This is a genomic window from Variovorax sp. ISS6, from assembly GCF_056523145.1.
The window spans coordinates 291,769-303,425 of record NZ_JAWRZC010000001.1 but is presented as its reverse complement, the minus strand read 5'-3'; the positions used below and the strand labels follow the sequence as shown (position 1 = coordinate 303,425).

11 protein-coding genes are annotated in these 11,657 nt (G+C 71.6%); 7 read left to right on the top strand and 4 right to left on the bottom strand.

Features of this window, described 5'->3' with window-relative positions:
* Positions 1-56: 56 nt before the first annotated feature.
* Complete coding sequence (locus tag AC1HIL_RS01375; RefSeq protein WP_057594001.1) at positions 57-500, bottom strand: type II 3-dehydroquinate dehydratase; 444 nt, start codon at positions 498-500, stop codon at positions 57-59.
* Positions 501-526: 26 nt separating this feature from the next.
* A complete protein-coding gene (locus AC1HIL_RS01370) occupies positions 527-1,534 on the bottom strand; it encodes a TRAP transporter substrate-binding protein (RefSeq protein ID WP_413762177.1) in 1,008 nt (335 codons plus the stop codon).
* Between the two features lie 157 nt (positions 1,535-1,691).
* Between AC1HIL_RS01370 and AC1HIL_RS01365 the strand changes: the two genes are divergently transcribed.
* Complete coding sequence (locus AC1HIL_RS01365; protein WP_057594003.1) at positions 1,692-2,474, top strand: IclR family transcriptional regulator; 783 nt, start codon at positions 1,692-1,694, stop codon at positions 2,472-2,474.
* Here AC1HIL_RS01365 and rsmI read toward each other — a convergent pair.
* Complete coding sequence (rsmI, locus tag AC1HIL_RS01360; RefSeq protein ID WP_479670978.1) at positions 2,471-3,424, bottom strand: 16S rRNA (cytidine(1402)-2'-O)-methyltransferase; 954 nt, start codon at positions 3,422-3,424, stop codon at positions 2,471-2,473. The two genes, AC1HIL_RS01365 and rsmI, sit on opposite strands and share 4 nt — an antisense overlap.
* Before the next feature lie 54 nt (positions 3,425-3,478).
* On the opposite strand from rsmI, the gene AC1HIL_RS01355 reads away from it, so the two are divergent.
* The 4 genes from AC1HIL_RS01355 (at position 3,479) to AC1HIL_RS01340 (ending at position 8,539) form a co-directional block, all read left to right on the top strand.
* The gene (locus tag AC1HIL_RS01355; protein WP_057594005.1) at positions 3,479-3,862 is read left to right on the top strand and encodes a YraN family protein; all 384 of its coding nucleotides are present in this window, start codon (positions 3,479-3,481) and stop codon (positions 3,860-3,862) included.
* A gap of 44 nt (positions 3,863-3,906) precedes the next feature.
* Positions 3,907-4,551, top strand: coding sequence for an SIS domain-containing protein (locus AC1HIL_RS01350; protein WP_057594006.1), 645 nt, complete (start codon positions 3,907-3,909; stop codon positions 4,549-4,551).
* A gap of 180 nt (positions 4,552-4,731) precedes the next feature.
* Positions 4,732-7,554 carry a CehA/McbA family metallohydrolase gene (locus tag AC1HIL_RS01345; RefSeq protein ID WP_479670977.1) on the top strand — a complete coding sequence of 941 codons (2,823 nt, stop codon included), beginning with the start codon at positions 4,732-4,734 and terminating at the stop codon, positions 7,552-7,554.
* Between the two features lie 229 nt (positions 7,555-7,783).
* Complete coding sequence (locus AC1HIL_RS01340) at positions 7,784-8,539, top strand: BON domain-containing protein (RefSeq protein WP_057594035.1); 756 nt, start codon at positions 7,784-7,786, stop codon at positions 8,537-8,539.
* Between the two features lie 72 nt (positions 8,540-8,611).
* Here the strand turns inward: AC1HIL_RS01340 and AC1HIL_RS01335 are convergent, their stop codons facing one another.
* Complete coding sequence (locus AC1HIL_RS01335; protein WP_479670976.1) at positions 8,612-9,520, bottom strand: NAD(P)-dependent oxidoreductase; 909 nt, start codon at positions 9,518-9,520, stop codon at positions 8,612-8,614.
* A 103-nt stretch (positions 9,521-9,623) separates the two neighbouring features.
* On the opposite strand from AC1HIL_RS01335, the gene AC1HIL_RS01330 reads away from it, so the two are divergent.
* Both AC1HIL_RS01330 and AC1HIL_RS01325 read left to right on the top strand, forming a co-directional pair.
* Positions 9,624-10,109: a MerR family transcriptional regulator gene (locus AC1HIL_RS01330; RefSeq protein WP_296796227.1), complete on the top strand. Its 486-nt coding sequence runs from the start codon at positions 9,624-9,626 to the stop codon at positions 10,107-10,109.
* Positions 10,106-11,656, top strand: coding sequence for an MFS transporter (locus AC1HIL_RS01325; protein WP_479670975.1), 1,551 nt, complete (start codon positions 10,106-10,108; stop codon positions 11,654-11,656). The genes AC1HIL_RS01330 and AC1HIL_RS01325 overlap by 4 nt, the downstream gene beginning before the upstream one ends.
* The last annotated feature ends 1 nt before the right edge of the window (position 11,657 follow it).

Here is an 11,657-nt window from a genome sequence, read left to right as displayed (position 1 = left end):
TCGTCCTCTTCAATCCGGTCGGGGGGCGTGCGCCGTGCACGGGCGCACGCGCGGGCTCACTGCCTGGCGTCGCGCACGATCTCGACCAGCGCGCGCAGCGCCGCGAGATAGGACTGCGGACCGAGCCCCTGCACCGTGCCGCGCACGGCCGGCGAGATGATCGAGTGCGCGCGCCAGGCCTCGCGCGCCGCGATGTTCGACATGTGGACCTCGATGGTCGGGAACGGCATGGCCTTGATCGCGTCGTGCAGCGGCACGCCGTGCTGCGTGAGGCCCGCGGGATTGACCAGCGCGCCCTGCGCCTCGTCGATGTGCTGGTGCAGGAAGTCGACCAGCGCGCCTTCGTGGTTGGACTGGATCGTCGCCACCGTGATGTCGAGCTCGCGCGCGAGCTTGTCGATGCGCGCGTCGATCTCCGCCAGGGTGGTGCGGCCGTAGATGTGCGGCTCGCGGCGGCCGAAGAGATTGAGGTTGGGGCCGTGCAGGACGAGGAACTTCATGATGGATGCTCGCGGTTCCCTTGCACTCACTGCTTGCCGCCGCGGATGCGCGCGAGCTCGTCGTTGTAGAGCTTGACGATGGAGGGGTCGTACTGGGCCGCGAACTTGTCGATCACCGGCTGCGCGATCTCGCGCATGCGCACCTGCTCCTTCGGCGCCACCTCGTTGAACTGCGCGCCCTTGGCCTGCAGCTCGCCCACGGCCTTCTGCGCCGCGGCGCGGCTGGCCTGGCGCTGGTAGCCGCGCGCCTCGTCGGCGGCCTCGCGCATCCACTTCTGCTCGGTCGGCGAGAGCTGGTCCCAGAACTTCCTGCTCACGAGCACGATGTTGGCCGCGTACACGTGGTTGGTCGCGCTCACGAACTTCTGCACCTCGTAGAACTTGTTCGACAGGATCACGGCGAACGGGTTCTCCTGGCCGTCGACCGCCTTCGACTCGAGCGCGCCGTAGAGCTCGGCGAAGGGCATCGGCACCGGGTTGGCCTTGAAGGCCTTGAAGGTGTCGAGGAACACCGGGTTCGGGATCACGCGGATCTTCAGGCCCTGCAGGTCCTCGGCCCTGGCGATCGGGTGCTTGCTGTTGGTCACGTTGCGAAAGCCCAGGTCCCAGTAGCCGAGCGCCACCAGGCCCTTCTCGGGCAGCTTGGCGATCAGCGCCTGGCCCAGCGGCCCGTCGAGCAGCTGGTCGGCCTGCTCGAAGCTGGCGACCGCGAACGGGAAGTCGACCAGGCCGAACTCCTTGACGATGCCCGCGAGCGAGGTGGTCGCGGGCGCCGACATCTGCTGAACGCCGCCCTGCAGCGCCGACTGCTGCTGCATCTCGTTGCCGAGCTGGTTGGCCGGGTACTCCTGCACCTTCATCTTGCCGCCGCTCTTGGCCGCGAGCAGCTCGGCGAAGCGCTTCACGCCCAGGCTCACCGGATGGTCGGTGTTGTTGAGGTGGCCGAAGCGGATGGTGCGTTCCTGCTGCGCCAGGGCGGGCGCGGCGAGGCCGATGCAGAGGCTGGCGAGGGCGAAGGTGCGGAGAAGTTTCACGGAAGGGCTCCAGGGAGGGACGGAAGTCGGCAGGGCCGAAGCGATGGAGCGGATTCTGTGTTGAATCGGAAAATCTTTCCACTATGGAAATCCCTTCCCTTGTTCTGCTAGAGTTCGCCTGTCGCATCGGTCCGCGACATGAACCGGGAGTACTGACATGAGCGAAATGCTGGGACGCAGCTTCAGGGTGCTGGAATATCTGGCGTCCCATCCCGAGGGCGTGCCCCTGTCCCTGCTGGCGGGCGATCTGCAGATCCCGCTGAGCGCCTCGCACCGCCTGCTGACGGAACTGATCCGCTACGGCTACGTGCGGCAGGAGCAGCGCGACGGCCACTACGTGCTGACCATCAAGCTGGTGTCGATCGGCCTCTCGTTCCTCAGCAACTCGGGCGTGGTCGACGTCGCGCAGCCGCTGCTCGACCAGCTCGCCAAGGCCACCGGCGAACTGGTGCGCCTCGCGGTGGTCGACGGCGACGAACTCACCTTCGTGGCCAAGGCCCAGGGCGCGACCCACGGCCTGCGCTACGACCCGGACATGGGCCTGTCGGTGGCGCTGTCGTGCAGCGCGGCCGGCCATGCCTGGCTCTCGACCCTGCCCGAGGACGACGCGATGGCGCTGGTCGCGAAGAAGGGCCTGGGCAAGCCCGAGGACTTCGGTCCCAAGGCGCCGACCACGCTCAAGGCCGTGATGGTCTACGTGAAGGCGGCGCGCCAGCGCGGCTTCAGCCTGATCAACGAGGTGTTCGCACCGGGCATGACCGCGATGGCGGCACCGGTCTTCGGTCCGTCCGGCCCGGCGATCGGCGTCATCACCATCGCCGGCCCCGCGGTGCGGCTGACGGCGCAGCGCATGGAGACGCTCGGGCCCACGCTGATGCAGGCGGCCGCCGAGGTGGCTACGGCGAGCGGGGCCTCGGCGCTGTTCAAGAAGCGCGCTTAGTTGGCGTCTTCGTCCGACGCGTTGCGGATGCGCAGCGCCATGTCGTAGAGCGTGTTGCGCGGCGCGCCCGTGATCTCGGCCGCGAGCTTCACGGCGGTCTTCACCGGCAGCTCGGCCAGCAGGAGGCGTAGCACGCGCTCGCCCTCGGCGCCGTCGTCGGCCGCCACCGCCACCGGATGCAGCACCAGCGCGAACTCGCCGCGCGTGCGGTCGCGCTCGGCCGCGAACCAGCCGGGCAGGGCGCTGGCCGCCAGCGTCGCGATCTCCTCGAACTGCTTGGTGAGCTCGCGGCCCACGGTGACGCGGCGCTCGCCGAGCACGGCCAGCGCGCGCGCCAGCGGCTCGATGCGGTGCGGGGCCTCGAGCAGCACCACGGCGCGCGGCTCGTGCGCGAGCGTCTGCACGGCGCTGTCGCGCTCGCCGGCCTTGCTAGGCAGGAAGCCCGCGAACACGAAGGCGCTGCTCGCGCTGTCGCCACTGCCATCGGAGACCAGCCCGGCCGCGCCGACCAGCGTGGTGACGCTGCTCGCGCCCGGCAGCGGCAGCGCGCGCAGGCCGGCGGCATGCACCGCGGCCACCAGCCGCGCGCCGGGGTCGCTCACGCCCGGCGTGCCGGCGTCGCTGACGTAGGCGATGCGCTCGCCCTGCGCGAGCCGCGCGACCACGGCCTGCGCGGCCTCGGCCTCGTTGTGCTGGTGCAGCGCGAGCAATTGCGCGCCGGGGCGGTCGATGCCGTAGGCACGCAGCAGGCTCTGCGTGTGGCGCGTGTCCTCGCAGGCGATGGCGTCGACCAGTTGCAGCACGTGCAGCGCGCGCAGCGTGATGTCGGCCAGGTTGCCGATCGGCGTGGCGACCACGTAGAGGGTGCCCTGCGGATAATGCTGCGCACCGGCGGCGTCGCGCGCGGCCCCGAGGGCGGCACCGAAAGAGGCGGGTGCGAGTGAGGCCAAGCGCTTTTCTCCGAGGGACGTCGACACAAGAACAAACGGGAACAGGGAGCGGTCATGAAGACCACGACGACGGCATCGGCCGTCACGACCAAGGGCCGCGGCGACGCGGCCGAGGACGCCGCATTGGCGCACCTGGAACGCGCGGGGCTGCGGCTGGTCGCGCGCAATTATCGGACGCCGGGCCGCGGCGGCGGCGAGATCGACCTGATCATGCGCGATCCGCGCGACCGCACGCTGGTGTTCGTCGAGGTGCGCCAGCGCAGCTCGGGCGGCCATGGCGGCGCGGCCGGCAGCATCACCGCGGCCAAGCAGCGGCGCATCGTGTTCGCGGCACGCCACTATCTCGCGCGTCTGCGCGAGCCGCCGCCGTGCCGTTTCGACGTGGTGCTGGTCGAGGAACGCATCACCTGGCTGCGCGCGGCCTTCGACGCGGACTGAGCGGCGCGGCTCGGCCGCGATGCCCGCAGTTATCATCCCGCCCCATGCTCGAGCAACGGATTCAGCAGCACTTCATCGACAGCGCCGACCTCAAGTACCAGGCCGGCCCGATTCTGAGCAAACCCATTTCGCAGGCGATGCAGGCGATCCTGGCGTGCGTGACCAGCGGCGGCAAGGTGCTGGCCTGCGGGTCGGGCGTGTCGGGCCTGCTGGCCACGCAGTTCGCCTCGCAGTTCGTCGGCCGCTTCGAGCGCGAGCGGCCCGAGCTCGCGGCCATCGCGCTGCCCGGCGACAGCACCGATCCCGCGGCCGACGGCGCGAATGCCGTCGACGGCGACCGCTTCGCGCGCCAGGTGCGCGCGCTCGGCCAGGCCGGCGACGTGCTGCTCGCGCTCAGCGTCAGCGGCCAGTCGGCCCCGGTGCTCGCGGCGGTGCACGCGGCGCACGAGCGCGACATGACCGTGGTGGCGCTGCTCGGCAATGCCAACGCGGGCGCCTCGGCCGCGCCGGGCACCGGCGGCGTGATCGGCCGCGCGCTGCGCGAGACCGACGTGCAGATCAGCGTGCCGCACGAGCGCGGCGCGCGCATCCACGAGATCCACCTGCTCGCGCTGCATTGCCTGTGCGACGGCGTGGACGCGCAGCTGCTCGGCGATCCCGACAGCGACGTGCTGTCGCCGTCGAGCTGAACCCTTCACGCATGACGCTCCCCGGCGCGCGGGGGTATGCGTTTTGCTGCGCCGGGGCCTGAGTTTTTCTCAGAATGATTTCATAAATGTGTTGAGCAAAGTTCATGTGTTTGACATGACGGCTTCCTAGCATCGCGGCCGAGCGCGCTCGCTCCTCAACTCTCCGGCGCGCCGCCCCCCATGAAACTCCCGAACTTTCCCTCCCTGCCCGCGGTCCGCGGCAGGCTGTCATCGGCCCCTTCCACGCGCCGCACGCCACGCGCCGCGCTGGCCACCCTGAGCGCCGTCTGCGTGCTGGCACTGAGTGCCTGCGGCGGCGGCAGCGGTGGTGGCGGCGGCTTCTTCGGCTTCGCGCCGCCCTCGGGCGGCGGTCCCGCGCAAGGCGACAACGGCCAGGACGGCGGCACGCAGCCCGCGAGCTTCGCGTTGTCGCTCGCGGTCGAGGGCAGCGGCGACGTCGAATCGCTCGACGCCAGGCTGGCCTGCGGCCCCGGCAGCTGCACCGGCGCCAGCGCCGACTACGCCGAAGGCAGCACCGTCACGCTCAACGCCACGCCCGCGCACGGCTTCGTGTTCGCGGGCTGGCAGGGCACCTCGTGCGAGGGCGGCGACACGCGCTGCGTCGTGACCGTGAAGGCCGCGCAGCGCATCGCCGCGAAGTTCACGCAAGCCGCGCCGTCGATCCCCGCCGGCACCTGGCTCAAGGGCGACACGCACGTGCACGACGACCACTCGTCCGACGGCAGCGCGGCGCGCCAGCTCAACGACGACAAGGGTCCGGGCAACACCGGCATCGCCGACCAGATCGGGCAGGGCACGCGCATGGGCCTGGAGTTCATGCCGCTGACCGACCACCGCACCTACGACCAGCACTACGACTGGAACTGGGAGTCGCCCTCGCTGCTGCTGGTGCGCGGCGAGGAAGCCAACGGCAGCCCGCACGCCACGGTGCAGGGCGGCGTCGATTCGATCGTGCAGGGCGCCGCGCGCGCCGACCGCCAGCCCTTCACGCACCTGCAGCAGTCGATCTGGGACGCGCACAGCCAGGGCGCGAACTGGACCGTGGCGCATCCCAACGACGGCGAGACCAATGCCGACGGCTCGTTCAATGCCTATGCCAACGTGCAGGGCGTGGACCTGGTCGAGACCTGGAACGGCACGCCGAGCCCCGAGACCGTGCTGGCCGACGCCTATGCCGAGAAGCTGTGGAACGCGGGCTTCCGCTTCGGCATCGCGGGCGCGAGCGACAGCCACATGCGCGAGCTGTGGGACGGCGAGGGCACGGTCTATCCGATCTCGAACCCCGGCATGCCGGCCACGCAGCTGCTGTCCAGGGCCTACAACGAGCGCGCCATCGTGCAGGCGCTGCAGCGCGGCCACACCAGCCTCTCGTACGACCCGAACGGTCCCTTCGTCTCGATCGCCACCGACCTGCGCGGCGGCGGCTACACCGCGATCGGCGGCGACGAGGTGTTCGTGCCGGCCGGCACCGCCGGCCACCTGCGCATCGACGTGCGCCGCGCCGCGGGCCTGGACGTGTTCGTCTACCGCGCGCCCGGCAAGAGCGCCGGCCCGCTCAAGAGCTTCAAGCCGAAGACCGATGCCGAGAGCTTCATCGTCGACATCGCTGCCGGCGACAAGCCCGACTGGTACCGCGCCGAGGTGCGCGGCATGAGCACGCCGCAGCCCTGGGCGCCGGTGTCGGTCGACGAGGTCAAGGCCACCGTGTCGCCGATCTTCGTCTCGCCCGCGCCGGTCGAGGCCAAGCCCGCGACGCCGATTCCCGCCGATGCCGGCACCGAGGACGGCGCGCTGCGCGTGGCGGGTGCGCGCGGCGGCTTCGCGGGCTTCCCCGACATCGCGGTCGCCGACGGCGCGCTGCACTTCGTGGCCGAGCTGCATGGCGCCTCGAGCAGCACCGTGGTCTATCGCCAGCGCGATGCCAAGGGCGTGTGGCGCGACGCGGGCCGCACGCTCAGCGGCCAGGGCCAGGCGCGCTTTCCGCGCGTGGCCGCGCGCGGCAACGAGGTCTGGGTGGCCTGGGAGGAGGACGCGGTGCAGGTGCCGCACCGGCCCGAGATCAAGCTGCGGCATTCGGCCGACGGCGGCGCCAACTGGGACGCCACCGTGACCGTGCGCGCGGTCGAGGGACGCGCCGAGCATCCGGCGATCGCGCTGTCGGCCGGCGGCAAGCCCGTGCTCGCATGGCAGGAGATCGCGGCCCATCAGGCCTTCGACATCATGGCGCAGGAGATCGGCACCGATGTCCAGCCGCGCAACCTGTCGGCCGCCGGCAAGGTGACCGATCCGGGCATCGCCAGCGACACGCGCACCCCGCGCTATCCGGCCTCGGTGCTGCCCTCGGTGGCGGTGGCGGCCGACGGCCGCGTCGCCGTGGCCTGGCAGGACGACCGCAGCGACAAGGATCCGCTGTGGACCGGCGCCGCGAGCTACGGCGAGGGCACCACGCCCGACGACTGGCAGGTGCAGGTGCTGGTGCGCGAAGCCGGTGGCGCCTGGGCCGCGAAGCCGGCCGAGATCGGCACCTCGGACCGCGCCGACCGCCATCCGCAGATCGCGTTCGGCGCCAAGGGCGAGCTGGTCGCGGTCTGGGAGAGCAAGGAGCTCGCCGCGAGCGGGCGCAACCTCTCGGTGCGCGCCGCGGTCTCGGGCGACGGCGGCAGGTCCTTCGCGGCGCCGGTGGTGGTCGGCGCCGACGACAAGACCATGAGCGAGCGGCCGCGCCTGGGCGTCGATGCCGACGGTGCGGTGCGCGCGGTCTGGTACGACTCGCGCTCGGCCGACTGGCGCTGGCGCGTGATGACCGCGGTGTTCCGCCCCGACAGCGGCTGGGAGCCCGGCACCCTGCTGATGGCCCGCGGCAACAACACCTGGCCCGTGACCGCGGGCGGGCAGGTGGCGTTCGCCAGCACGCGCAACGCGCAGCGGCTGCAGCGCGATCCGACGCAGCAGGTGTTCCTGCTGTCGCTCGCAAAGCCGTGAGCTGAAGACGAACTGAAGAAGCGGCGGCGGCCGCATCCGGCGCGGGCCGCGCCGTTCCCTCGGGAACTCCGCGGCCGTCTTCATTTCTACCAACAAGCCGTAACGGAGCGGCAAATCCGCTGGGCTAAACTCGCCGCGAACCCGGGCCAGGGCCTCGCGGCAGCGCCCGTCTCGCACCTCCATTCCAGGGAAATCACACATGCAGAAGACCGCCTCGACGCCTCGCGCCATGCACCGCCTCGTATTCGCACTCGCCTCGGGTGCGGCATTGGTCGCGGGCCTCTCGGCCTGCGTGCCGCTGGTGGTCGGCGGCGCGGCGGCGGTGGGCGTGGGCATGGTGGCGACCGACCGCCGCAGCTCGGGCGCGCAGCTCGACGATCAGGGCATCGAACTGCGCGCCGCGGCCCGCGTGCGCGACATCGCCAACGACCAGATGTACGTCAGCGTGACCAGCTACAACCGCCAGGTGCTGCTGACCGGCGCGGTGGGCAACGAGGCCGACCGCCGCCGCGTCGAGGAGGTGGTGCGCGGCGCCGACAACGTGCGCTCGGTGGTCAACGAAATCACGCTGGGCGCGCCCAGCACCTTCCAGGACCGCTCCAACGACCTCTACATCACCGGCAAGGTCAAGGCCTCGCTGCTCGATGCCAAGGACATCTTCGCCAACTCCTTCAAGGTCGTGACCGAGCGCGGCACGGTCTACCTGATGGGCATCGCCACGCGCCGCGAGACCGACCGCGCGACCGAGGTGGTGCGCAGCGTGACCGGCGTGCAGAAGGTGGTGCGCGTGGTCGAGGTGGTGAGCGAGGCCGACCTGAGCGGCGCGCAGCGCGGCGGCACCGGCGTGTCCGCGCCCGCGCCCGTGGCGCCGGCTTCGCAGCCGCAGCCCGGCACCTCGTCGCGCGTGCCGCTGCCGCCGATGGAGCCGCTGCCGGCACCGGCGCCCGCGCCGGCCGGTGGCGTGACGACCAGCCCGATCCGCTGAAGTCTTTCCGCCCGCCAACGAACAAGGCCCCTCGACGGGGCCTTGTTCGTTTCCGGGTGAGCCAGGGGCTTGCTACTTCAGCCGCGTGATCAGGCTCGAGGTGTCCCAGCGCGTGCCGCCCGACTGCTGCACGTCGGCATAGAACTGGTCGACCAGCGCGGTCACGGGCACGCGCGCGCCATTGCGCTTGGCCTCGTCGAGCACCAGGCCGAGGTCCTTGCGCATCCAGTCGACCGCGAAGCCGAAGTCGAACTTGCCCTCGATCATGGTCTTGCCGCGGTTGTCCATCTGCCAGCTCTGGGCGGCACCCTTGCCGATGACCTCGAGCACCGCCCGCATGTCGAGCCCCGCGCGCTGGCCGAAGGCAATGGCCTCCGACAGGCCCTGCACCAGGCCCGCGATCGCGATCTGGTTGACCATCTTCGCGAGCTGGCCCGCGCCGCTCTCGCCGAGCAGCGTGACCGCGCGCGCGAAGGCCGCGGCCACCGGCTTGATGCGATCGAAGGCGGCCGCGTCGCCGCCGCACATCACGGTGAGCGCGCCGTTCTGGGCGCCGGCCTGGCCGCCCGACACCGGCGCGTCGATGAACTGCAGGCCGCGTTCGAGCGCGGCCCTGGAGAGCTCGCGCGCCACGTCGGCCGAGGCGGTCGTGTGGTCGACGAAGACCGCGCCCTTCGTCATGCCGGCGAAGGCGCCGTCGTCGCCGAGCACCACCGAGCGCAGGTCGTCGTCGTTGCCGACGCAGCAGAACACGATGGTGGCGCCGGCCACCGCTTCGCGCGGCGTGGCGGCATGGCGGCCGGGGGCGCCGAACTCGTCGACCCAGGCCCGGGCCTTGGCCTCGGTGCGGTTGTAGACCGTGACGCCGTGGCCGGCCTTGGCCAGGTGGCCGGCCATCGGCCCGCCCATGACGCCGAGGCCCAGGAAGGCGACGGTCTGCGCGGGAACGGATTCGTAGGTGCGGGGGTTGATGCTGCTCATGGGCCCGAGCTTAAAGCCATTCGGCGACAGCCTGTACTCGGGGGACATGGCCGTGCCGGCCCAAACATGTACGTAAACGTACACGTTGGAGTAGAATCGCCCCATGAGCTCCCCGGCCCCCCCGCCCAAGTCCCTCACCGTTCGCGATGCCGCGGCGCAGCTCGGCGTGACGCCGCGCACGCTCAAGTACTACGAGGAACTGGGCATCGTGGTGCCGGTGCGCAGCGAGGGCCGCTACCGGCTCTACGAACCGGCCGACCTCGAGCGGCTGGCGCGCGTGCTGCGCATGCGCTCGCTGGGCTTCTCGCTCACCACCATCACCGAGATGCTGCGCCAGCCGATGGAGGCGCCGGCCGAGGGCGGCCGGCCGCGGCTGTCGAATGCCTCGCTCAAGTCGCTGCGCGAGACGCTGGGCGCGCAGCTCGCCACGCTCGATGCGCGTGTGGCCCAGGTGCGCCGCGAGCTCAAGGAAGCCGCGGCCCTCCAGGCCCAGCTGCGCCGCGACCTCGACTACGTCGAACGCCGGCTGGCCGGCGAACCGGTGGAGGAGGCCCTCGCGCAGCGGCGCGCGGAGCGCCCGGCGTCATGAACGCACCGGCCCTCGCCCGGCATCCGCGCGGCCTCTCGGCCGTGGCGTGGATGCCCTGGGCGATCGGGCTGGTCACGGCGGTCGACTACTTCGACAACGCGCTGTTCGCGTTCTTCGCCAGCTACATCGCGGGCGGCGTCAACGCCTCGCCCGACGAACTGGTGTGGGCCTCGAGCGCCTACGCGCTGGGCGCGGTGCTCGGCATCCTGCAGCAGCATGCGTGGATCGAGCGGCTCGGCTACCGCCGCTACCTCGCGCTGTGCATGTTTGCCTTCGCCGCGGGCGGCCTCGGCGCCGCCTGGTCCGACAGTTCCACCCAGCTCGCGCTGGCGCGTGGCGCGCAGGGCTACTTCGTCGGGCCTATGCTCGGCGCCTGCCGCATCCTGATCCAGATCGGCATGCCGGCCGAGCGCCGCGCCAGGGCGCTCAAGGCCTTCATGGTGCTGATCGTTTTCGGCGGCGCGCTGGCGCCGGTGGCGGGTGCCTTCATGGTCTCGAACTTCGACTGGCGCTGGCTGTTCGGCTGCACCGTGCCGGCGGCGGTGCTGATCGGCCTGCTGGTGCTGTGGGCGCTGCCCGACCTCGGCGACGTGGAGCCGCACGAGCGCACCGCGCCGCACCATGCGCCCTACCTGGTGTTCGCGCTGGCGCAGGCGGCGCTGCAGGTGGTGCTCACGCGCACCCACTTCGAGCTGTTCACCGGTTCGCCCGCGCTCGTGGGGCTGGCGCTGGCCGGCCTCGCTGGGCTCGCCTGGTTCGGCTGGCACCAGTGGCACCATCCCGCGCCGCTGGTGCGGCTGCATGCGCTGCGGCAGCCGGGCTTTCGCGTCGGGCTGGCGCTCTACGTCGTCTATTACTACCTGTCGACCGGCTTCAGCTACCTGCTGCCGCGGCTGATGGAGGGCGGGCTCGGCTTCAGCGTGGGCAACACCGGTTACTTCACGGGCGCGATGTCGCTCGCCACCGGGCTGCTGGTGTTCGTCTACCTGCGCTACTCGGCGCGCCTCGCGCGCAAGAAGTGGCTGATCGTCGCGGGCTTCGCGATCGCCGCGCTGGCGTCCGCCTGGCTCGCGCGCGTCACGCCGCAGTCGGGGCGCGAGGCACTGGTCGGCCCGCTGCTGCTGCGCGGCCTGCTGATGCTGTTCGTGGTGCTGCCGGTCGCGAACCTCACCTTCCGGCCCTTCGCGGCCGAGGACTTCGCGCACGGCTACCGGCTCAAGAACCTGGTGCGGCAGCTCGCGATCTCCTTCGCCACCTCGAGCGTGATCGCGCTGCAGCAGCACCGGCTCGCGCTGCACGAGACCCGGCTCGCCGAATCGGCCAACGCCGGCAACGCGGGCTTCATGCAGGCGCTCGAGGGGCTGACGCGGAATTTCGCGGCGCTCGGCCATGCGGCCGGCGAGGCGCATGCGATGGCGCTCGGCACCCTGTGGCGCACGCTCGAGCAGCAGGCCACCTTCATGGCCTCGCTCGACGGCTTCACGGCGATCGCGGTGGTCGCGCTCGCGGCGGGCGTGTTCGCGGCCTGGCAGCGGCAGATCGACTGAC

Coding starts and splice junctions, on each gene's coding strand:
- AC1HIL_RS01375 (WP_057594001.1), bottom strand. CDS start 500: ATGAAGTTCCTCGTCCTGCACGGCCCCAACCTCAATCTCTTCGGCCGC.
- AC1HIL_RS01365 (WP_057594003.1), top strand. CDS start 1,692: ATGAGCGAAATGCTGGGACGCAGCTTCAGGGTGCTGGAATATCTGGCG.
- AC1HIL_RS01355 (WP_057594005.1), top strand. CDS start 3,479: ATGAAGACCACGACGACGGCATCGGCCGTCACGACCAAGGGCCGCGGC.
- AC1HIL_RS01350 (WP_057594006.1), top strand. CDS start 3,907: ATGCTCGAGCAACGGATTCAGCAGCACTTCATCGACAGCGCCGACCTC.
- AC1HIL_RS01345 (WP_479670977.1), top strand. CDS start 4,732: ATGAAACTCCCGAACTTTCCCTCCCTGCCCGCGGTCCGCGGCAGGCTG.
- AC1HIL_RS01340 (WP_057594035.1), top strand. CDS start 7,784: ATGCACCGCCTCGTATTCGCACTCGCCTCGGGTGCGGCATTGGTCGCG.
- AC1HIL_RS01335 (WP_479670976.1), bottom strand. CDS start 9,520: ATGAGCAGCATCAACCCCCGCACCTACGAATCCGTTCCCGCGCAGACC.
- AC1HIL_RS01330 (WP_296796227.1), top strand. CDS start 9,624: ATGAGCTCCCCGGCCCCCCCGCCCAAGTCCCTCACCGTTCGCGATGCC.
- AC1HIL_RS01325 (WP_479670975.1), top strand. CDS start 10,106: ATGAACGCACCGGCCCTCGCCCGGCATCCGCGCGGCCTCTCGGCCGTG.